The 20,224-nt window shown below is 69.1% G+C and carries 18 protein-coding genes, 2 pseudogenes and 1 riboswitch; of the genes and pseudogenes, 7 read left to right on the top strand and 13 right to left on the bottom strand.

Going from position 1 to position 20,224, the window contains the following annotated elements; genetic code table 11:
* Positions 1-60: 60 nt before the first annotated feature.
* Positions 61-411, bottom strand: a pseudogene (locus ACIQUR_RS01895) (acyl-CoA thioesterase); the annotation flags it as partial.
* Positions 412-611: 200 nt separating this feature from the next.
* Positions 612-843, bottom strand: a riboswitch (cobalamin riboswitch).
* A 47-nt stretch (positions 844-890) separates the two neighbouring features.
* Positions 891-1,160 carry a hypothetical protein gene (locus ACIQUR_RS01890; RefSeq protein ID WP_403656693.1) on the bottom strand — a complete coding sequence of 90 codons (270 nt, stop codon included), beginning with the start codon at positions 1,158-1,160 and terminating at the stop codon, positions 891-893.
* A gap of 417 nt (positions 1,161-1,577) precedes the next feature.
* On the opposite strand from ACIQUR_RS01890, the gene ACIQUR_RS01885 reads away from it, so the two are divergent.
* The 4 genes from ACIQUR_RS01885 (at position 1,578) to ACIQUR_RS01870 (ending at position 8,771) form a co-directional block, all read left to right on the top strand.
* Positions 1,578-2,714 carry a tyrosine-type recombinase/integrase gene (locus ACIQUR_RS01885; RefSeq protein WP_403656690.1) on the top strand — a complete coding sequence of 379 codons (1,137 nt, stop codon included), beginning with the start codon at positions 1,578-1,580 and terminating at the stop codon, positions 2,712-2,714.
* 298 nt (positions 2,715-3,012) lie between these two features.
* Positions 3,013-4,458, top strand: coding sequence for a hypothetical protein (locus ACIQUR_RS01880; RefSeq protein WP_403656687.1), 1,446 nt, complete (start codon positions 3,013-3,015; stop codon positions 4,456-4,458).
* Entirely contained in the window at positions 4,455-7,217 is a 2,763-nt protein-coding gene (locus tag ACIQUR_RS01875) for a hypothetical protein (protein ID WP_403656685.1), read from the top strand. The genes ACIQUR_RS01880 and ACIQUR_RS01875 overlap by 4 nt, the downstream gene beginning before the upstream one ends.
* Positions 7,218-7,883: 666 nt before the next feature.
* Complete coding sequence (locus ACIQUR_RS01870) at positions 7,884-8,771, top strand: transporter (RefSeq protein WP_403656682.1); 888 nt, start codon at positions 7,884-7,886, stop codon at positions 8,769-8,771.
* Positions 8,772-9,081: 310 nt separating this feature from the next.
* Here the strand turns inward: ACIQUR_RS01870 and ACIQUR_RS01865 are convergent, their stop codons facing one another.
* Complete coding sequence (locus tag ACIQUR_RS01865; protein ID WP_403328440.1) at positions 9,082-9,441, bottom strand: NUDIX domain-containing protein; 360 nt, start codon at positions 9,439-9,441, stop codon at positions 9,082-9,084.
* A 68-nt stretch (positions 9,442-9,509) separates the two neighbouring features.
* Positions 9,510-10,037 carry a GNAT family N-acetyltransferase gene (locus ACIQUR_RS01860; RefSeq protein ID WP_403328438.1) on the bottom strand — a complete coding sequence of 176 codons (528 nt, stop codon included), beginning with the start codon at positions 10,035-10,037 and terminating at the stop codon, positions 9,510-9,512.
* Between the two features lie 168 nt (positions 10,038-10,205).
* Here ACIQUR_RS01860 and ACIQUR_RS01855 point away from each other — a divergent pair, with 168 nt between their 5' ends.
* Positions 10,206-11,276, top strand: coding sequence for a phosphotransferase family protein (locus ACIQUR_RS01855; RefSeq protein ID WP_403656678.1), 1,071 nt, complete (start codon positions 10,206-10,208; stop codon positions 11,274-11,276).
* Positions 11,277-11,283: 7 nt separating this feature from the next.
* Here the strand turns inward: ACIQUR_RS01855 and ACIQUR_RS01850 are convergent, their stop codons facing one another.
* The 5 genes from ACIQUR_RS01850 to ACIQUR_RS01830 all read right to left on the bottom strand — a co-directional run bounded on the left by ACIQUR_RS01850 (position 11,284) and on the right by ACIQUR_RS01830 (position 13,794).
* Entirely contained in the window at positions 11,284-12,060 is a 777-nt protein-coding gene (locus ACIQUR_RS01850; RefSeq protein ID WP_403328432.1) for a phytanoyl-CoA dioxygenase family protein, read from the bottom strand.
* A 2-nt stretch (positions 12,061-12,062) separates the two neighbouring features.
* Positions 12,063-12,644, bottom strand: a complete 582-nt coding sequence (locus ACIQUR_RS01845) for a hypothetical protein (protein ID WP_403328429.1) — start codon at positions 12,642-12,644, stop codon at positions 12,063-12,065.
* Positions 12,645-12,721: 77 nt separating this feature from the next.
* Entirely contained in the window at positions 12,722-12,901 is a 180-nt protein-coding gene (locus ACIQUR_RS01840) for a hypothetical protein (protein ID WP_403328426.1), read from the bottom strand.
* A 252-nt stretch (positions 12,902-13,153) separates the two neighbouring features.
* Positions 13,154-13,372, bottom strand: a complete 219-nt coding sequence (locus ACIQUR_RS01835; protein ID WP_403328423.1) for a hypothetical protein — start codon at positions 13,370-13,372, stop codon at positions 13,154-13,156.
* A 215-nt stretch (positions 13,373-13,587) separates the two neighbouring features.
* Entirely contained in the window at positions 13,588-13,794 is a 207-nt protein-coding gene (locus ACIQUR_RS01830) for a hypothetical protein (protein WP_403328420.1), read from the bottom strand.
* 160 nt (positions 13,795-13,954) lie between these two features.
* On the opposite strand from ACIQUR_RS01830, the gene ACIQUR_RS01825 reads away from it, so the two are divergent.
* The gene (locus ACIQUR_RS01825; RefSeq protein WP_403328417.1) at positions 13,955-14,734 is read left to right on the top strand and encodes an aminotransferase class IV family protein; all 780 of its coding nucleotides are present in this window, start codon (positions 13,955-13,957) and stop codon (positions 14,732-14,734) included.
* Between the two features lie 69 nt (positions 14,735-14,803).
* Complete coding sequence (locus ACIQUR_RS01820; protein WP_383775641.1) at positions 14,804-15,661, top strand: formylglycine-generating enzyme family protein; 858 nt, start codon at positions 14,804-14,806, stop codon at positions 15,659-15,661.
* 40 nt (positions 15,662-15,701) lie between these two features.
* Here the strand turns inward: ACIQUR_RS01820 and ACIQUR_RS01815 are convergent.
* From ACIQUR_RS01815 to ACIQUR_RS01800, 4 genes and pseudogenes are all read right to left on the bottom strand, one after another.
* Positions 15,702-15,955, bottom strand: a pseudogene (locus ACIQUR_RS01815) (transposase); the annotation flags it as partial.
* A gap of 66 nt (positions 15,956-16,021) precedes the next feature.
* A complete protein-coding gene (locus ACIQUR_RS01810; RefSeq protein ID WP_403328414.1) occupies positions 16,022-17,143 on the bottom strand; it encodes a DnaB-like helicase N-terminal domain-containing protein in 1,122 nt (373 codons plus the stop codon).
* Position 17,144: 1 nt separating this feature from the next.
* Positions 17,145-18,386 (bottom strand): DNA cytosine methyltransferase, encoded by a 1,242-nt coding sequence (locus tag ACIQUR_RS01805; RefSeq protein WP_403656671.1) that lies wholly within the window; start codon positions 18,384-18,386, stop codon positions 17,145-17,147.
* Positions 18,383-20,182 carry a type IV secretory system conjugative DNA transfer family protein gene (locus ACIQUR_RS01800; protein ID WP_403328408.1) on the bottom strand — a complete coding sequence of 600 codons (1,800 nt, stop codon included), beginning with the start codon at positions 20,180-20,182 and terminating at the stop codon, positions 18,383-18,385. Before ACIQUR_RS01800 ends, ACIQUR_RS01805 begins: the two co-directional genes overlap by 4 nt.
* Between the last annotated feature and the right edge of the window lie 42 nt (positions 20,183-20,224).

Raw genomic sequence — 20,224 nt, 5'->3', positions numbered from 1 at the left:
CGGCTCGCGGCCACCCGAGGAACGAGTGTGGGGCGGGGAGGTCCCCGCCCCGGACCGCTACTCCGTCAGTAGGCCCGGGACCGGGCGCGGCCGTCCGTCGGCGTCGATGGCGACGAAGGTCAGGAGGGCGGTGGCAACCTCGGTGGCCGGTGTGGTGGTGATGTTCCAGCGTTCCGCGGTGACCCGGACGGATACGATCATGGAGGTCCGGCCGGCGCGTTCGAGCGTGGCGTGGACGGTGAGGAGGTCTCCGGCGCGGGCCGGGGAGTGGAAGGTCATGCGGTCCACGCTGACCGTGACGGCGGGGCCGTCGGCATGGCGGCCTGCCGACGCCGCGGCCGCGTCGTCGATGAGCTTCATGACGACGCCGCCGTGGATGGTGCCGTAGAGGTTGGTGTCGTGCTCGCTCATGATGTGGGCGAGGGTCACACGGGAGTCGGCCGGCGCCTTGTGGGCACGGGAGCCTGCGGTGATGTCCGTGGTCACGGAACTCTCCTTCGCGAGTCGTGGCTCGACCCGGCGGCGCGTCCGGGGCGCGAAGGAGCGGCGGGACCGGTGGGTGCCCGCTGCCGCCGGCCCGCCCACGAGGCCCTCGGGTCTCCGTACGCGCTCGTCGCGCACGGTCAGCGGGCAGGTCTTCGGACTCGCGGGCATGCCTGCCGGGTGGTGGACCCGGCGGGCACCTACTGGCCGTCGCTTCCCAGGACCGTTGTCCGGTTCCAGTGCGTATGACGGCGGTCGTTCCCGCTCACCGCTGCGGGGCAGTCCCGGATTCCCACCGGGTTCCCTCTTACGACGCATCCCGCCTGGCGGACGGGGCGAACCAGCTGCGCTCTCACCCTAGGCCACGGTCTTGAGCATGTCGGCGGCCGAGCCGGATGGCGTACGTCTCACGTCACGGCCGGAAGAGGCCGCCCCGCGGCCTTCGCCTGACCGGCGCTCATGCCCGGCCCGGCTGCGGGCTTCAGGGCGCGGATGATGGCCGAGTGCATGCCGTCGGTTACCGGGTGGGTCGGGGTGGTCTCGACGTTCGTGACCGACTTGTCGGTGGACGCCGATCGGGTGCCGGTGCCTGACGTGTCGAGCCCCGTGGGCAGCCCTTCGTGAGGCGCTCCGTGCCCCTCCTGATGCGCGTGACATACCGTCAGACAAGTCAGCATCTGGTCAGCATCGGTCCCCCTGTGTCCCGAAGCGGCTGCCCGACGCGACGCCTGGTCTGCAGTGTCGCAACGGCCTTGGTGTCCAAGGAAGCGCAGGCCAGGAGCCCTCTCGCCAGAGGCAATCGATTTTCCTTGGGATCTCCGTTCCGATGCCTGCCGGTGTAGAGTGCAGAACGCCCTTGACCTGCAAAAAGCTGGCAGGGAGCCGTCCTCTAGGAGCTCAAAATGCTGCGCACCATGATCAAGTCCAACATCTGACATTTGGTCATCTGTGCAGGTCAGGGCCATGATGGCCGGGCCCAGGTCAGCAAACACTCAGCATGAGACCGGACCCCGTTTCGGCAATGCTGACCTCCGGGCGAGACAGCGGGGGGCCGGGCCAGCGGTCGCCCGCACGGCTCCGGAAGGCTCCCACTCATGGCTCGACAGCTCGCCCGCGGCATGGGCACGTTCTTCAAGCCCTGTGACTGCGCCAGGCAAACGCGCTGCTCTCACACGTACACGATTCGCTTCCGGGACGCGCTGGGGAAGCAGCGCGAGGAGACTGGTTTCAGCACTCAGGACGATGCGATGGACCGCCTCACGGCGCTCTATAAGACCAAGAAGCAGACGGCCGCGACCGTGGCCGAAGCGCGTCGTGAATTGGGGCAGAAGACGGTCAAGGAGTACGCGGAGACGTGGTTGCCTCGGCAGCGCAAGATGACCGATTACTCAACCACACAGCATGTCGGCAGCTATATCAAGGTGCACATCAATCCTGCCATCGGCTCCCGAAAGTTGAACTCGGTCACCCCGAGCGTCGTTGAGCAGTTCCTCGATGACCTTGAGGCTAATGGTGTCGGGCGCGGCAATCAGATGAATATATATCGCACCCTGAAGTCGATCCTGAGAGATGCCTACGACAAGGGTGCGATGGCTGAGGATCCGGTGAAGGGCGTGCAGGATCCCGAATACGTGCGCAGCAAGGTGGTTATTCCCAAGCTGGACTACATCACTAAGGCCCTTGCGGTGGCAGACAAGGACCTCGCACTGGAGATCACGATGATGGTCGGGTGTGGTCTCCGCAATGGTGAAGCGCGGGCGGTGAACATCAACAACGTGGTTGCAGACGATGTCTACCGAGTGCACGAGCAGATCCATTCGAACCTGCTGAAGCCCGCGAAGCTCAAGCATCGAAAGGTCGGTGAATTCAGAGAGGTGCCGCTGCCGCGTACCGTGCGAGAGGCGATGGAGCGTTTTGAAGAGAAGTATGGAACGACGGAGGAAGGTTATCTCCTCAGAGGTCCGGGCGGCTATTACACCGAAGGTATGGAGCGCCGTCGTGTGCAGAAGCTGTTCAAAGACCTTCCCCCGGTGAGCGGCATGGGCATGTATGGTTTCCGTCACTACTTCGCGTCAAATGCCCTGGGTAAAGGCATACCGATCACTGATGTAGCCGAATGGATGGGGCACAAGTCCATCGAGGAAACCTATCGCACCTATCGACATCTTATGCCGGGCAGTATCACGAAGGCAGCCCGTGTGCTTGACGCCGGCCTCTGGGAAGCCGCCTGAGGGTGGAGTTGCGGTGGGCGGGCTGGATTCCGCACGATTTCGGGCGCTAATTGGACGCCACCTGGTCGCGTGGCGCAGCACGACCCGCACTTGACGGTCACCGCACTACCGGCTCCTGCTGAGTCGGTGTCAGGCGGCCGATGTATGGTCTGGAGCAGCCGAGGGGGAAGGCAGCAGGTTGCGGGCGGAGGCAGTGGGGCCGGCGTGGGCCAAGGAGGGGCTGGGGCATCGGAGTCCCAAGTTCCCCCTGTCCGTCGAAGGGCCTGTCCGGAGGTTGGTCGACCGGCTCGTGCCGGGGGTGTCCAGCGTCACCAAGTATGCGCGTTACTACACGCTCTACGCTGCGGCCGCCGTCGAGGCCGAGCGCCGGGACCTTGACGCCCAGGGCTGCCGTGAGCTGCTGCGCCGCTCCGAGGTGCTGCTCGCAGCGGTACAGATCGCGCAGTCGCAGGGCGGCATCCCCGACGGACTTTTCCCACACGGCCATGACGGCGTGTACCCCCGGCTGTCTGCCGACGACGGGCTCGACCTTGACCGGACTGCCCGGGTCTACTCGCCCCGTTCGTGGGGCTTCTGGTCCCAGTACGGTGCGCCTGCCCAGGTCCTCGGCATCGTCGGGTACGACGGGGGCAGGATCCGGCCGGGACGGCACGAATGCCCCACAGAAGTCCGCGAGCTGTTCGCGCCATTGCTCGCCCTCGCAGCCTCCAGGCGAACCGAGGTTCGGCCCGCCGAGTTGCAGGAAGCCGGGGCTGCGGCGCTGGGTCAGCCGTGTGCCGCGGAGCGGGACTGGCTCGCCTCGTTGCTGGCCGCGACCCGCGACGGGATGCACCATCCGGGGGACTGGCAGGCCACCGACCGGACGCGGAGGGCCACGCTGCGCGTGCTCGCGCGGGCGGTCGCGCTGCACGGAGGGGACTCGTACACCGGTGCGCTACGGGAGACCGTCGCGTTCGGCCCGCTCCTGGCCGACGACCCCGTATTGTCCGCTGCCCCCGAGGCAGCCCGCTGGCGGGGGCTGCTGTTGCGCCACTACTCCGTGTCCGCGTGGCGTCGGCTGTGGGCGGACTTCGTGACCGAGGTCGGTGCGCAGGAAGGGCAAGACGGCGGCCAGGACCGGTCGGCGGCCGAGCTTCGTACGTGGCTGTGCGACCAGGTGCCTGACGGGACCGTCAACGAGGCGCTCGCCGGACTCGGCCCGGCCTACGACCGCGCCGGGCATTCCGTACCCGTCGAGCCACGGCTCCTCGAGGAGGAACCGGCTCCCTGGCGGGACATCCGGGTCCTCCTCGTGGGCGGCCTCCGAGCCCGTGACGGCGCCGATGGCATACATCCTCACCCAGGCACTCTGTTCGCAGGGGTCCAGCGCGCCTTCCTCGGCGACCGGCGGGAGTTCCTCGACCCGATGTGGGTGGAGGCCCTGATGCGGGAGTACGGTGACCGGCCGGTCCGGGACCTGGCGTCTCGCTTGGCGGACGATATGTTGGCCCAGTCCCGCAGGGTGGCATTGCGCAAGCTGCGCTACGACCCGCAGACGGGTGGCCTCAAGATCTTCTCCCGCCTCCACATGCGCAACGACCGCTACTTCAGGATCGGCGAGGAGTCGAAGGCGGAGATCGGCATCCGGATCCCTCAGCTCGGTTCCATCGGCCGACAGCTCGGCCTCTTCGATGCCGACGCGGACGAGGCCGGCTCCCTGACCCTGACCGAAGCGGCGTGGACGAGCCTGGACGTGGGGGCATGACAGCAGCAGTGCACACCGAATTCGCCTCGCCTGTCTCCCTCCTGCGGGCTTGGCAGGAGCGGCCGGACAAGGCACCGCTCAGGGAGTTCCTGGTCCTCGGCTTCACCACCGACCTCCCGTTCCTGGAAGCGGTCGCCGTCCCGGTGGCTCGCGCCCTGGGCGCCCGGGTCGCGATCCTGGGGGACGCCGGACACGCCCTGCACGAGGCGGTCGACGTGCGGCAGGCCGGGCGCGGATACCTCCACGGCGTCGCCTCCTGCCACGGGGCCTTCCACCCCAAACTGGCCCTGCTGCTGGGGGACGACGCCTGCCGCGTCGCCATCGGCTCGGGCAATCCGACGCAGTCGGGATGGGGCACCAACGACGAACTGTGGACGGTCGTCGCCACGGACGGCACGGCTTCCCACCCGCTCCTGGCGGATCTCGCCGACTGGCTGGAGGAGCTGCCGGACGCGGTTGCCATGACCTCCTGGTGGGAGGAACACCTGCACCACATCGCCAGCCTGCTGACCGAGCTGCACTGCGAGGCGCCCGCCCTCGACCCGGAAGGAACGGACGTACGCCTGGTGCACAACCTGCACCGGCCTATCCTCGACCAACTCCCCGCCGGACCGGTGGACGAACTGCGGCTGTACGCCCCCTTCGTAGACCCCTCGGGCGAGATGCTGCGGCTGCTCCGGGAGCGGCTGTCCCCGGCCGACGTGACCTTGGGACTCCAGCGAAGGTGGACCAGCTACGACGCGGAGGGTGTGAGGCGCGCCTTCGCCGGGCACCCTGCCGCCCGTGTGCGCGAGCTCGCCGAGACGAGGATGCGGCACGGCAAGCTGATCGAGTGGCGCACGGGCGCCCGCTGGCACGCGCTCACCGGAAGCCCCAACCTGACCCGGGCGGCACTCGGCCGTGCCGTGGGGGACGCCCCGAGCGGGACCGGGAATGGCCCCGCCCGCAACTGCGAACTCGCCGTCCTGGCGTCCGGCACCGACCCGCTGCTGCCGGACGAGGGACCGGCCACCCCCGCTCCGGAGCTCACCGGATCCACTGCGGCAGGCCGCGGCGGAGCGGGAACCGCGCCCGCGCTCGTGTTGCTCGGCGTACGGACGGACGGTCCCGCGCTGGAGGCCGTACTGGGCCGTCGTCCCGAGGGGGCGGAGGTCTCCGTCGAACTCTCGTCGGACGGTGGCGCGCCGGGCTCGTGGGCCGCGATCGGGCGCATCCCGGTAGACCGTCACACCGCCACGTTCCCGCTGGCATCTACGGCACCGGGGGCAGCAGTGCGCGCCACCTGCCGACTGGACGACGGAACGTACGTCGAATCGGCCGTTGCCTTCCTCTACAGTGCCGACCACTGTGCACCGCGCGGCGCGGCCGACACGGTCCCGCGCCTCTCCGGCGGCTACGCCGTCGAGGACCTGTTCGGCGACTCGATGGCGGCGCGACGGTTCGAGCAGGACATCGCCCGGCTGCGTGAACTCGTCGTCACGGATGCAGCGGGGCGGCCGACACCGGCCGTCGGAGTCCCGCCAACGGTGGCCGACTGCCGCCGGACACTGGGCGTGGAGCTGACCGAAGTGGCCTTCGGACCCCTCGCGATGGACCTGCCGCAGCTTCCCCAGGCTCCGGCCGCGCAGCGCTGGCAGATCTCGGAGTACCTCTCGGGGGACGACGAGGAGGAGGCTGCCGACGCCGGCTCCGACACGGTAGCGGAGGTGGAGGACGCTCCGTCTGCGCTCCCTGACGGTGCACGCGCATACTCCCGCAGGTGGATGAGCAGGCTGGCACGCCGACTGGCGTCCGAGGCAGAGGCAGCGGACAAGGCAGCCACCGAGGCTGCCGGGAAAAGTGGGAAGGGTCGGCCGGGCCCGGCGGGCGACGAGCTGCCTGGAGCCCGGCCCCGCCCGTGGTCCCTGCCGACGACGCTGCTTGTCGCCGCCCTGCACCTGCAGCTACTCGCCGCGGGCGCCTGGGACGAGAACGACTACAGCTGGCGCGCCGTCACGGCGGACCTGCTCCGCGCACTCACCGCGCTCGCCGAAGCGGACCGGCGACCGACGGACGAGGATTTGCCCGAGGAACAGGGAGAGCGCCTCGATGCGGTGATCGCCGTACACATATCGCTCCTCGGCCTGCACGGTGAGATCGAGGGACCTGGGGCGGAACCGGTGGCAGCCACCGCCTGGAGGATGAGCCGTACCGCGGTCGCCCGTGTGCAGCCGGACCGTGCGGCGGACCTCTACTTGCAGGCGAGCCGTCGAGGGGCTCCCGTGGCCACCAAGGCTGATGTCGAAGTACTCGGCAAGCGGGCCCGCGCCGTACCGGACCCAGTCGTCGAGGCGCACCGGGCTCTGGCCGTCGCCCATCTAAGCGCGACCTACGAGGCCGGTGTCTGGGAGCTGGCGGGCGAGTTCACCAACCCGCAGGCCGCGTGTGCGAAGGCAGTCACGGTGCTGGCCGGCCTGCCCGACGGCCTGTGGCCCGGCCCCGTGCTCGCCCGCGCCCGCGGTCAAGGCGCGCGGGTCCCCTGCTTCATGGCCTGGCACCGGCCGGTCCTCGTGCGCCAGCGGGGTACGCAGTGGACCAGCTTCCGCGTCCCGGCCCCGGCGACTCCGTCCGCCACGTTCCACAGCGGAGCACCCCGCCCTGCAGCCCAGGGTGAGCAGGCCCGACGAGACCTCGGCCCCCTCCTGACCGCAGCGGATCTGGACCCTCTGCAGCTGTTCCTCCACCTCACGGGAAGGACCTCGCAGCAGGTTGTGGGATGACGCCTTGCCGTCGGCCTTGCGGTCTTGATGCACGAGCCGTGATCCAGCGGATCCTCGGCTTGGCTAACCGGGGACCCGCTGCCAGCTTTCGCCGCTGCTGCGCGCGTAGGGGCCTGTCTGGAGTTGAAATCTTTGTGGGCTGATTCGGCTATCGAACTGGTGCTTGACTGGTCGAACCGTCGGTGTGACGCGGCGCCAGCTGAGCGACCGTGAGTGGGAGTTGATCGAGGCCACTCTGCCGGACGGACAGTACGGCCCGCACCTGCAGCGTCTGGTGAGCAATTAGGACTGTCGGCGGCCTGCCCGGAGGTGAGCACGAACGCCAGCGGGCGGCAGCGGGGGTCCGCCGCGAGGTGGGCCTTGCTGGTCAGCCCGGCCGTGCGAGCGGCCCAATGCCGCTGCCGTGAGCCGGGCACGGCGCTGCCGCCGCACCCGTTGACGCTCCGCCCGGTCCGCCTCCTGCTCTTGCGACTGGCCCATCTCCGGGTCGTTTTGCCCGGTTTTCGTCTCTGCAACAACAGCTGCAGGCGAGGGGCAAGGGCCAGGAGATCGGGCTGGGTTCACGGGCTGGAGGCAGCCTCTACACCATCTTCACAAGCCCGAAGACCCTGATTGGAAACAATTCGATCACCGTTTGTTGTTCGGCCCATAGACGGTGAAGGGAAGGTGTTGGGGCTGAGGCTGTTCAACCTCAAGGGTGGTGTGACGGAGGTCGTGTCGCGTCTTGCCGAGGTCGAGGGTGATGTGCAGGACCTCGTCGAGGCGCACATGGAGGCCATGCTGGGCGTGACGTTCCTGGCGAGCGAGTACAGCACCGGACCGGTGCATGGTGGCCGAGTTGACTCGCTGGGCATCGACGAGAACGGCTCACCTGTCGTGATCGAGTACAAGCGTTCGACTGACGCGGGTGTGATCAACCAGGGCCTGTTCTACCTTGCCTGGCTGATGGATCACCGGGACGCCTTCCGGCGCCTGGTCCGCGACCGGCTCGGCGCGCAGGCCGCGGCCCGGGTGCGGTGGAGCGCGCCGAGGCTGATCTGCGTGGCCGGCGACTTCACGCGCTACGACCTTCACGCGGTCCGCGAGCATCGGCACTCCATCGACCTGGTGCGCTACCGGATCTTCGGCGGCGAGCACTTCGGCCTGGAGACCGTCGCCTCGACAGGCGGAACCCGTACGCCGGCGAGTGCGGGACGGCGCCGGGGCACTGCTCGGGAGGAGCGTGCCGAGCGGCTGGACGGGGCGATGGGCGAGCTGGCCGCAGCGGTCGACGAGGTGCTGCTCGGGCTCGGCGAGGGCGTCACCAAGGTCGAGAACCAGACCTACACCGCCTACCAGCGGCTGCAGAACTTCGCTTGTGTGTGCTCCCGGAAGAGCAGGCTGCTGGTCTACCTCAAGGCCAGCCCGATCGAGATCGAGCTCGTCCCCGGGTTCAGCCGGGATGTGACGGGGCTCGGCCATCACGGCACGGGCAACCTGGAGGTGCGGCTGCACAGCGAGCGCGACCTGGAGCGTGCCCAGGAGCTGTTCCGGATGAGCTACGCCGCGGCGTGAACGCGAACGGTCAGCGCGGCACTTTGTCGTTGTGGGGCTGGGGCGCGGTGCTGGCCTTGCGGCGGTGCGGATAGGCGAGCGGCGGTGGGTATTCAATGTCCCGGCGATTCCCCGGTTTGGCTAACCGGGGATCGGCTGCTGTATGTGCAACTGTTCGGCGGCATGGCCGGGACGTGATGAATGGCTGGGCCCGGGGCGGCGGTATCGGGCCAGGCGTACTCGCTGTACCGGGTGCCGTCGGCGATGTGCTGGAGCGCTATGGCGAGGTAGGGCGGAAGTGGCTGGGGCAGGCTGGTGGTTTTTGCCATTGTCAGCCTTCGCATTTGTCCGGCTCGGGGTTGCCGATGCTGCCTTGCCAACGGTCGCTTTCGAAGAAGAACGCGATCCTTCGCGAGCCGGAGCCGGTGGAGATGTGGTGCATGAGGTGCACGAAGCGCAGGTGGGTGGGGTCGACGGCGGCGCTGGCCTCCTCGGTGAACTCGCGGGCGGCTGCTGCGCGGGCGGGTTCGTGTTCTTCCATGAGGCCAGCCGGGATTTGCCACATGCCGGGGAAGACCCGTTGCTGTCGGCGCCGGCTCATGAGGATTTGGTCGCCCTGGCGGAGCAGGAGGTGGACGTCGGCGTAGTGGGACGCGTAACTGCGCGTCAAGGCGGCGGTGTTCTCGGGCATCGTGCTCCTCGTCGGTCCGATGGGTGGTGAGGCAGCATTCCCACCCGCCCCTGAGCGTGAACCGGCCCCTAGCTGGCGTTGGGCGCGAACTCTTCGGGGAGGAGGGATCCGGCCCAGCAGTCGCGCAGGCGGCCCTGCGAGGTGATGCGTAGACGGAGGGTGCCCTCCATCTGGAATCCGGCCTTGAGGGCGACGGCGCGGGAGGCGTCGTTTCCGACGCGGGCCATCCACGTGATGATCGGCAGGTCGAGGTCTTCGAAGCCCCAGCGGCAGATCCGGACGACCGCCTCGGTCGCGATGCCCTGGCCGCGGGCGGACTTGCTGATCCAGTAGCCGATCGAGGGTGCGTGCTTGGGGCGCTCGTGGAGGCTGATCACTCCGGCCGGCTGGCCGGTGGCGGTGGTGGTGATGACGAAGGTGCTGTGGCTTTCGTGGTTGCGCGCGTTGGCCACGAACTGCTCGGCGTCAGGTCTGCTGTAGGGGCTGGGGACGGTGGTGTTCCGTTGGATCTCGAGGTCCTGGAGTTCGGCCGTGATCCAGTCGATGTCGTGTTCTTCTGGGGCGCGCAGGGTCAGGCGGGCACTGGTGAGGATCACAGGTGCGACTCCGTTCTGCAGCGGACAGGCGACGGAGCGTACTGGGACCGAGGCTGTCGGCGCGGCCCCTTTTTGGCGAAGGCTGGGCGGCCAGTGGGCAGTCGTAGTCGATGGTGATGCGATAGATGTGGAACGCGCGCATACGAAGCGCTCAGTACGTGTGCAGACATGAACGGCGCCCCCTCTGCGAGCCACTGGGAGGGGTGCCGCTGTGCGGGGGAATCCACAGGGTGCAGCGTGGGGGGAAGCGCTACCGTACGGAGAATCCGTTGTGGGTGTCGGATCTTCCGGGAGCAGCGTATGGCCGTAACCTCTGTCCGGCCCGAATGGGGTTCTCTTCACCGCGATGTGCGCGCGTACGTGGAACGCCGGCTCGCAGCGCGTGTCGTCGAGGCGGTTTCATGCGGGGGCGGGTTCACACCAGGTGTCGCATCCCGGCTACGGTTGGACGACGGGCGCCACGTCTTCCTCAAGGGCATGAGTGCCGATCTTCCGTTCGCCCCGCAGTACGCGGATGAGGTGGCCGTGACCTCTGTGCTGCCCGAGGGTGTCGGGCCGCGTGTGGGGTGGTGGGCCAGTCCCGGCGAGTCCGGCGGCTGGTGGTGGCTGTGCCTTGAGGACATTCCCGGGACGATGCCCGTGCTGGCTCCGGATTCCGCGGATACGGAGATGGCGCTGGCCGCCGTGGAGCAGGCCGGGAAGCTGCTGACGCCCTCGCCGCTGGACGGCGCGAAGCCCATCGCGGATCTGGTCGGACGGTGGCTGACCGGATGGTCGACTCTGGCCACACAGATCCCGGACGACCTCGACCCGTGGGCCGCGCGGAACCTGGAAGCCCTGGCAGCGATCGAGCAGGACTGGCAGCAGGAGGCCGGGGGGAACACCCTGCTGCACTGGGATCTGCGGCCAGACAACATGCTGCGCCGTGAGGACGGGACGGTCGTCATCATCGACTGGTCGTATCAGAATCAGGGGGCGGCCTGGGTCGACCCGGCCGTGCTGGTGCCCCAGCTGATTCTCGACGGTCACACCGCAGGTGAGGCCGAGGCCGCGGTGGCCCATCTCCCGCAGCCGGAGAACCCCCGGACGTTGACCGCGTTCGCCGCCGGTCTCGGGGGGTACTGGGAGAAGTCCTCCCGCCGGCCCGCCCCTCCCGGGATTCCGTTCCTCCGGGCCCACCAGGTCCGGGCCGCTGAAGCAGCACGTGCTTGGCTGCGGCACCGGACCGGGTGGGAGTGAGGGGTCCTTACCCGTAGGGGCCCTTGTCGTGCTGGCCGAGGAAGCGGGCGAACCGGCCGGAGGCCCCCTCGAGGACACCATCAGGAAGCCGGTACCCGATGAAGGGGTAGAAGCGCTGGCTGATGAACCGGCGGCCGTACGCGGTGGTCAGCACGTACCGGGTGCGGTCGGACCGGTTGGGGGCGCCACGATGCCACGTCTGGCTGTTGACCAGGTAGACGTCTCCGGCCCGTGCGAGCAGGGACCTGGGCTCTCCGGGGAGGTCGGGGCTGTAGGGCGGCCGTCGGCCGGACAGGTGGCTTCGAGGAATGACCTGCGTCGGGCCGTACTGCTCGTCGTCGATGTCGCTGAGCGCGATCATGACGTTCAAGCTGAAGCAGGGGATGTTCTCCTGAGGTGCCCCGGCTCCCTCCAGGAAGGGGAAGAACAGGGCGTCGTCGATGTGCCAGTTGACGATGCCCTTCCCCGGCGGGATACGAAGCGCGTTCTGGGAGATCACGTGACAGTCCGGCCCGAGGATCGCTTCGACCAAGGTCGCCAGGGGCTCCGCCGTGATGATGTCGCGGAACGCCTGGTCGTGCTCGAACATGCGCATCAGGCTGACGCCGCCGCGCACGAGGTCACGTTCCGGATCGGCGGCGTGGACCCGCGGGTCCTGGTAGTGGTGCTCGACCAGGACCCGCAGGTGCTCGGCCGCATCCGCGGGCACGGGGGACGGCAGGATTACGAATCCGTCCCGGTGGAATGCCGCAGCGGCTCCCGCGAGATCGTGCGGCCTGTCCACCGCTACCGGCCGACGGGCGTGGGGATGTCGGCGTAGTCCTCGTCCGGGACCTCGGGGGCCATGTGCTCGGCGCCCACCCAGATCCGTCGGCCGAACTCCTGGTACGGCTCGGTGTTGAGGATGAACGAGTGCCAGACCATGTCGACCGGGCCCGAGGGGGCGTTGTGCTCCTTCGGGTAGAGCATCGTCAGCGCCACGTACTGACGGAACTCCTCGATCAGCGGGATCGCGTACTTGTGGAAGAAGTAGTCTCGGAACGCGACGGCCTTCTCGTCGGCGACGCCCTCGAAGGTGCCTTCCGAGCGGTTGAAGACGAGCCACTGCTTCATGACCTCGGCGGCCCAGTGGCGACAGTGGCTGTCCCACTGGCCGAACCACAGGAGGAGCGGCAGCACCTGCTCGTTGTCGAACAGGCGGCCGTCCCTCAGGAGCCTGCGCGGGCTCATGCCCAGCAGCAGGAACCCCATGTCGTACTCCTCCAGCATGCGCAGGCGCTCGCGCAGGCCGTCGTCCATGTCGGGCATGGCCACGAGGCACTTGTCGAGGATCGCTCCCGGTTCGGCCACCAGCTTGATCTTGTCCACGTGCACTCTCCGTATCTGTGAGAGGCCGGGCACCGCGTACAGCACCCGGCCTCGGGTTCAGTCAGTGCGGGGCGGTCTTAAGCGGTGGCGTTGATTGCCGGCGTGACGCTGTAGCAGTCGGAGCACGTCTCCTCGCCGGACGGCCAGTGCCGGTCGTCGCGGACGCCGAAGACGCTGGCCATCCGCTCCTTGGTCTGGTGGTAGATCGGCGCGTATCCCTCGGCGGTGATTTCGTTGGACGGAACGTGACCTCGCATTGTGTGCACCCTCTCGTTCGTCGCTCGGTGAGGTCGCCGGGAAGCAGGTTCCCGGCGGTCCGCCTTTGCCCCACGATGTGTAGGGGCGGGCGGAAGTCTCGTGGGGGACCTGATGTTCTTGGGGGTGGAGAAGAGGCGGTCAGTGGATCAGCGGGTGATGAGGGCATCGCGGCGGAGTGCTTCGAGCACCCGGGACAGCAGCGCCACGTCCGGCGTACGGGCTTCGACAGCCATCCGTCCCTCCTCATGCCACTACTCAAGGGCGCGCCGCCACCTCCGCTCGGCGCGTACGACTTCGGCTCTGATCTCACCCATGACCCGCTCGGCGTCGAGGGTGAGATGGACGAGATCGACCGGGGTCAGCCGCACCGCGAGGTGGTCGTCTTCGACACGGACACCATCGAAGGTCATTTCCACGCTGCGACTCGGGTCCCCCGCCAGTTCGGTCTCGTCCAGCAGACGCAGCCTCACGGCGGCCCCGCTTCCCGAACGGCTCCGGGGAGGACGGTCCACTCTCTACCGCCGCCCTCGGGAGGAAGACCGCGTGCGGGATTTGCCGGTGGGTGGCCGGGTCCTCCAAGTCGCCGATGAACTGAACGACGCCCTCGGTGTCGCGGTCGGGACGTTGGCGCCGTCGTAGAGCCACTCCGGCAGGTTCTGGTGGGATGCGGGGCGAGGCACGGCGATCACTCCTCACCCACCGGGTTGGTGGGGGTGTCCAGGGCGCCGATCCTGCTCTTAACGCCCTTGGCCCGCTCGATCAAGGCCGTGGAGGGCTGCCCGTACGGCCCGGAGACGTCGGAGCTGGCCGCGAAGGCGTCCCACGGGATCCGCTCCTCGGGCTGGACTTCGAGCTGACGGGCCAGCAGGCGGCGCGGCAGGCGTTCGGTCACGGCTTTCTCCTCGGTGTGGAGGGGCGAGTCGTCGCTCCGGGTGCGGTGACAAGTCAACGGCCGTACGGACCACCTGGGGAATGAAGTTTTGCTGAAGTTACGGGCATCGGAATGGCCGCTCTCAGCCACCCGATCGGCCCCAACTGCCAGACTGACCAGCATGATGGAACTCAATGGAGCCCCCGCCGATCCCGAAGCCGTGAAGGCCCTTGCACTGGTCAACTACGGGCACTTCACATCCATGCGCGTCGATGACCAGCGGGTGCGGGGTCTGTCCCTGCACATGGAGCGGCTGCAACGCGACTGCCGCGCCGTCTTCGCCGCGGAACTCGACATGGACCGCGTTCGTGAGTACGTACGCCGGGCGGTCGCCGGCCACGACGGTTCGTTCGTCGTCCGCGTCAGCATCTTCGACCCGGCTCTGGACATGGGTCACCCCTCGTCGGCTGCCACCCCGCATGTCCTGGTGACCAGCCGCCCGACGGGTCAGCTCCCGATGCCGCCCATGAAGGTCAAGGCTGTTCCGTACGTGCGCGACGTCCCGGCCGTGAAGCACATCGGCTTGTTCGGCGCCCTCCACGCCCGCCGGGCGGCGCAGCTCGACGGGTTCGACGATGCGCTGTTCTACGGGCCGGATGAGCTGATCTCCGAGGGGGGCACCTGGAACGTCGGGTTCATCGACAGCGAGGGATCCGTGGTCTGGCCGAAGGCGGAAGTCCTGCCCGGGGTCACGATGGCGCTCCTCCAGCAGCAGCACGAGCACACGGTCACACACGTCACGCGTGAGGCTGCCCACGAGATGCAGGCCGTGTTCGCCACCAACACGAGCATCGGCGTACGGGCCATCAGCGCCATCGACTCCACGCCGTTCCCCACAGAGCATCCGGTGCTGGCCGCCTTGCGAGAGGGGTACCTGGCCGAGCCCGGTGAACTCGTCTAGCCGGCGCCGGGTATGGGAGTGGTGCGATGGACGGGGAGAGAGACGCGGGCCTTACGCACGGCCCTGCGGATGACCGTCCGCAAGTTCGCCGTCCACATCGGAGTCAGCGACCGCATGGTGTCGCACTGGGAGGCGGCCGGGGTCGCAATCGCCCCACGTCCCTCCAACCAGGCCGCGCTCGACACCGCGCTATCGTGCGCGGGCACGGAGGCGCAGGAGCGTTTCGCGGTCCTGATCACGGAACAGGCCGCTGCGGCTGAAGACCAGCGAACAGAAATTCTGCTGGCCGCCGATCCGCTCCAGTTCGTCCGGCATCCGGTCGACGGGAAGCTGATGGTGGTGGTTCCGGAAGGGATCTTCCTACGAGGTGATACCCGTGAGACGGAGTGGCTTCCGGCCTTCCGCTTGGACGTGTTCCCCACCACGAACGCCGACTACTTCCGCTTCGTGTCCGCCACGGGGCACCCGCCCCCGCAACACTGGCAGGGGGCGCGGTACCCGGACAGCCTCTTCGACCACCCGGTGGCGTGGGTGTCGTGGCGCGACGCTGCCGCCTACGCCGCGTGGGCCGGGAAGTCGCTCCCCAGCAGTGCACAGTGGGAGAAGGCCGCCCGGGGGACGAAAGGCAACATCTACCCCTGGGGGAACAGCCCCACCGCGGCGAAGTGCAACGTCTCCGAATCCGGTATCGGGCACACGACCCCCGTCAGCCGCTACCAGAGCGGTGCGAGTCCCTTCGGGGCCTACGACCTGTGCGGCAACGTGTGGGAGTGGTGTGCCACCGAGTCCTCTCCGGGGCGCCGGGAGCTGAAGGGGAGCGCTTTCACCAGCCCGTTCGTCCGCGCGACACCGGCAGCCTTCAACGACGCCTCCACCAGCATGTGTGACGAGGACACCGGCTTCCGATGCGTCGACGGGCGCCTGTGACTCGGAAACGCGAGAAGCCTCCGCTGTCAGCAGGCGGCTTTTAGGGGTCGTTGCAACACGTGGTTGTGTTGCTCAGGCCGCGAGCAGTAATGCAGGCGCTCGGCTGAGGTTTCCAGCCGAGCGTTCTGCGTGGTCGGCCACTGAGCTCGGCGGCGACCGCGTCGAGGTCCTCACGGGTGTGGACGGACAGGTCGGTGCCCTTGGGAAAGTGCTGCCGCAGCAGGCCGTTGACGCTTCTCGTTCGAGCCGCGCTGCCAAGGGGCTGGCCGGGGCGCAGAAGTAGACCGGTACGTCGGCGGCGAGCGCCTTCAGGTTGCAGCTCCTGCCGTTCGGGTGCTGGCCGGAGCCTGGGAGAAGGGGTCAGCGAGCGGCCCGTGTGGTGACTGTGGGCCGGGGCGGGACGGGTCCAGCCCGGGGTGGGGCCGGGGCCGCGGATTGGGTGGTCTTGGGCGGGGCCGGGTGAGTGGCGCGCTGCCAGCGGGCGCGGATGGCGGCGAGGTCGGCGAGGGCGCGTCGGGTGCCGGTGAGGAGCTGGTGGACGGTGTTGGTGTCGTCCTGGGTGTAGGCGAGGACGATGAGGCCGGTGGTGTGTGCGCGGGCGAGCATGGAGCGTCGCAGGACGAGCTCGGCCCAGTACTCCGCGGCTGCGCCAGGCCCGTCGGTGAGCATGCCGAGGAGTTCGGCTGGGGGCAGGGCGGGGTTGATCAGCCCTTGGTGCTGGGCTTCCCACAGCACGGTGACCGGGTCGACAGGGTCGCCGTGCCGGGCGACGTCGAGCAGGCAGCGGAAGAGCCGACTGTGCAGGGGTTCGAGGAAGTCGCCAGGCTGGAGCCAGCGCGCGGCCTCGACGGGGCAGGGGCGGGCGCAGAGCGCCCCGAGAAGCAGGCGTTCGTCCTGGACGACCTCGGGGTCGGGGTCGCGGACCGGGTGAGCCGGTGCGGGCGTGCGGGGGAGGGTGCTGGAGTGCGGGGGGAACCGGCCGGCGAGGTGGTCCAGAACGCCGGCGAGCTTGTCGGCGGCCTCGAGGGCGGCGGTGGGTTGGTCTTCCAGTGTGGGGTCGCTCGCGGTGTGGATGAGGTGTTCGGCGTGGGCAGTCAGGGTCCGGCGGGCGTGTCCGGCGCGGACGATCGCTGCGTACGCCGGTGCGTGGGCGGGGTCGGGGCAGGTACTGATGAGCTGGTGGAGGTAGGCGGCGGTCAATCCGAGGGCGGCGGGCCGGGCGTGTTCCAGGATGGCGGTAAGCCATATCGGCTTGGTGGTGTGGAGATCGGGCGGGGGCGGGGTGAGGGTGGTCATGGCGTGGAACACCGCCAGGTGCCCGGCGTTGGCGAAGTCGGCCGGGTGCAGCGTGCCGAGGGTCTTGAGGCGGTCGGGTTCGAGGATGATCGAGCCGAGAAGGGCCTGCTCGGCGTAGTGGACGGCGGGGGCGGGCGGGACGTCGAGCAGGTCGAAGTCCGGGTCGGGGAGAACGGGTCGGGGCAATCTAGGCGGCCAGGGTGAAGTCGTCGCGGGTGAGGGTGACGCCCACGTGTGGGGCGAGGAGGTGGGCGGCCAGGCGGGGCGGGACGGCGTTGCCGATCTGCGAGAACTGCTGGCCCTTATTGCCCTGCCACGGGTAGTCGGCCGGGAAGGACTGCAGGGCACCGGCCTCGGCAGCGGTGATCCGGATCGCTTCCGGCGCCGGACCCGAAGGGGCGTCCACGCCCAGCTCCGCAGCGGTTGGTTCGGCCACCCACACGCACTCGTTGGCGCGGTGCCCGAAGAACAGCGTCCCGGCCGGTTCGTCGACGGTGCGGATAGTGGCTTTGGCCTGGTTGTTGCTCCGTAGCGAACAGGACCAGCCCGCTTCGCCCGTGGTCTTCCCGGCTGGCCCGCCGTGCTCGGTGCGACCGTCGGTGCGGCCGGGGGTCGGGTGTTTCCACCGGCCGCGGTCTCGGGCATCGGCGAGTGTCTTGCGGGCGCCGGAGGGGAAGGGTTCGGGGCCGCCGCCCGGGCCACCGCCAGCGCACACAGTCGGGGTGGGCCGGTCGGTGGCGCCCCAGCCGAGCGCGTCTGCCATCGACACCCACCGCTCGCGGCCCGGCCCGAACAGGGACTCCGGTTCTGCGGCCCGCGCGTGGGTGGGCGCTGGCGGTTCGGCGGTACGGACGCGGGAAGCGAGGAGGATCGCCCGGCGCCGGGTCTGGGGCACGCCGTAGTCGGCGGCGTTGAGAATCCCCGTCCATACCGAGAACCCCCAGGTGCGCAGGATGGCCGCGTATTGCTTCCACAGGGGGAGGACGTCGGGGACTTCCTCCATTGCGATCCAATCCGGCTCGCCCACGGTGTTGAGGGCGTGGAGGTAGCGCATCGGCTCGGCAGCCAGCAGCGACCGTACGTCCTTGCATGCGGTCAGGAGCTTGGCCCGGGTGTCACGCCCGGTCGCGAGGTCGGCGACGGCTTGGTGCACCAGAGGCTGGTCCACCAGCCCCAGGCGTTTGCCGGCCATCGACCATGCCTGACAGGGAGGCGACGCCAGGCATCCCCAGGTCCGGCCGGCCAGCGGTCGGGTCGGATACAGGGCCACATCGGTTCGGATTGTCAACTGCCCGGCAGCGGCCCGGGTCTTGCAGGCCCATTCATCCCACTCGAGCCCGACTTCGCGTATGCCGAACACCTTCAATGGGTGGCTCCAGCCTCCCGGGCCGGCGAAGAGGTCCAGGACGAACCGGTTGTGCGCCCTCATGCGGCGGTTCCGAAGTCGGACTGGCGCGGTGCGGCTTTGGCGACCGCGCGAGCGGTGATCGCCTTCGACGTGGCGGCAGAGGCTGCGGACAGCTCCTTGGCGCCGGGTTCCAGGTACCAGGGCCGAAGATCGAGCATGGCGGCCCGCATGCCGGTGGCGAAGCACAGTGCGGTGCCCTTCGGCAGCGCGCGGATGGCGTCCGCCGGGAGGATGCGTTCCTGCCGCATGCTGATGCTCGTGGATTTGCCGGAGTCGGAGACGGAGGTGGACTTCGTCTCGACGTCGTGGTCGCCGATCAGCCGGGAGAGCTTGTCGGCGAAGTCCGGGTCATCGATGCCGGAGCCGATCACCTTCACGGTGGACGCGGACCACATGGCGTCCATGCCTGCGTCTCCCCAAACTTTCTGGCCCTGCCGGTAGGACTGCAGGATGGTGATCGGGATGATCCCGCGGGAGCCGAGGTGGGAGTACAGGTCAGGGAGGTCGCTGATCTTGCACACGTTGGCGGCCTCGTCGAGGATCGCCAGCATCGGCGGGTCCAGGCGTCCGCCGGCGCGTTCGGCCTGGGCGGTCGCTGCTCGCATCACCGAGTCCGCGCACGCCGCGATCAGCGCCGAGGCGCCGCCACCGCCGTCCTTGCTGAGTAGGAACAGCGTGTCGAGGGAGGTGACGAACTCGGCGGGCCGGAACTCCGGTACACCCTTCTGCGGGGTGACCCAGGCGGCGATCTCGCTGTTGAGGAGGGTGGCGGCGTACTGGCGGGCGGTCTCGTAGATGCCGTCTCGGGTTTCCGGTGGGCCTTCGACGGTGCCCTTCAACTGGGAGGCGACTGCGGTGAACTTGTGGTCGCGCAGGATGTCCAGTGGCGTACGGTCGGCGGGGAACGCCAGCCACTGCATAACGTCCGTGATCGGCCGTTCGTCGAGCGCGGCGGCGAGGAAGAGCTGGGACAGGATGTTGGATCCGGCTTTGGACCAGAAGTCGCCCTGCTGGGAGGCGTCCACGCTCGCGGCGAGGAAGTGCCCGGCCAAGCGGCCCGCTCCGTCGAGGGTGCGGGCGTCGGCGAGGGGGTTCCACCACATGGTGCGTTCGGCGTGGGCGATCTGCTGGGGGTCCATGGACCACACCCGGCCGACCTGGCCGCGGGCGTCGAGGGTGGCGGTGTAGGCGTCGCCGGCCGCCTTGTTCGAGGTGAGCAGGACCGGGCCGGGCGCACCCAGGATGGCGGGGATCGCCAGGCAGGTCGTCTTGCCGGAGCGGGGTGCCATGATGGCGACGGCGACGTCCTCGTACCCCATCCGGACCTCGTGCCGGCTGCCCTGGAGGTTGCCGAGGAGGACGCCGGTGTCCTTGGCGTCGATGCTCTTGGCGTGCTTGAGGCTCGGGCGCAGGGAGCGGGCCTTGGCGGTGATGGCCTTGGCCAGCAGCGGCTCGATGTCGGACCGCTTGGCCATCCCGGCGATACGTTTCCGCTTGCCCCCGCCGCCGGCGCCACGGCGGCGCCGCCACCAGGTGAGCCCGCCCAGGACGAGCGCGATGAGGACTATGGCGGGCAGCGTGCGGGTGGCGATCAGCAGCGCGGTCTCATCCGCGGCGGGCCACAGCTGGTCGGGGTGGAGGAGGGCGGCGGCCGGCTGGTAGGGCACCCAGTCGCCGGCATCGGTGGCCCAGGCGAGGGCGTTGCCGCCGAGCCAGGCCAGGGAGGATGCGGGGATGATGACGGCCATGGCTCCGAGCAGTGCCTTGAAGGCTATGTCGCAGCCGTCGTTTCCGGAGCTGGAGGGGGAGTTGGTCAAGAGGGCGGTTCCAGAAAGAGGAGGTCAGCGGGCGTGGCAGGG

This window comes from Streptomyces sp. NPDC101132 (genome assembly GCF_044759225.1).
Taxonomy (GTDB): domain Bacteria; phylum Actinomycetota; class Actinomycetes; order Streptomycetales; family Streptomycetaceae; genus Streptomyces.
Note: the sequence above shows the minus strand (reverse complement) of the source record. Positions and strands in the feature narration are given on the sequence as shown.

What these genes read in the sequence shown, in the direction of transcription:
- ACIQUR_RS01890 (WP_403656693.1), bottom strand. Translation starts at nt 1,160, where the DNA reads ATGCTGACTTGTCTGACGGTATGTCACGCGCATCAGGAGGGGCACGGA.
- ACIQUR_RS01885 (WP_403656690.1), top strand. Translation starts at nt 1,578, where the DNA reads ATGGCTCGACAGCTCGCCCGCGGCATGGGCACGTTCTTCAAGCCCTGT.
- ACIQUR_RS01875 (WP_403656685.1), top strand. Translation starts at nt 4,455, where the DNA reads ATGACAGCAGCAGTGCACACCGAATTCGCCTCGCCTGTCTCCCTCCTG.
- ACIQUR_RS01865 (WP_403328440.1), bottom strand. Translation starts at nt 9,441, where the DNA reads ATGCCCGAGAACACCGCCGCCTTGACGCGCAGTTACGCGTCCCACTAC.
- ACIQUR_RS01855 (WP_403656678.1), top strand. Translation starts at nt 10,206, where the DNA reads ATGAACGGCGCCCCCTCTGCGAGCCACTGGGAGGGGTGCCGCTGTGCG.
- ACIQUR_RS01840 (WP_403328426.1), bottom strand. Translation starts at nt 12,901, where the DNA reads ATGCGAGGTCACGTTCCGTCCAACGAAATCACCGCCGAGGGATACGCG.
- ACIQUR_RS01825 (WP_403328417.1), top strand. Translation starts at nt 13,955, where the DNA reads ATGATGGAACTCAATGGAGCCCCCGCCGATCCCGAAGCCGTGAAGGCC.
- ACIQUR_RS01820 (WP_383775641.1), top strand. Translation starts at nt 14,804, where the DNA reads ATGACCGTCCGCAAGTTCGCCGTCCACATCGGAGTCAGCGACCGCATG.
- ACIQUR_RS01805 (WP_403656671.1), bottom strand. Translation starts at nt 18,386, where the DNA reads ATGAGGGCGCACAACCGGTTCGTCCTGGACCTCTTCGCCGGCCCGGGA.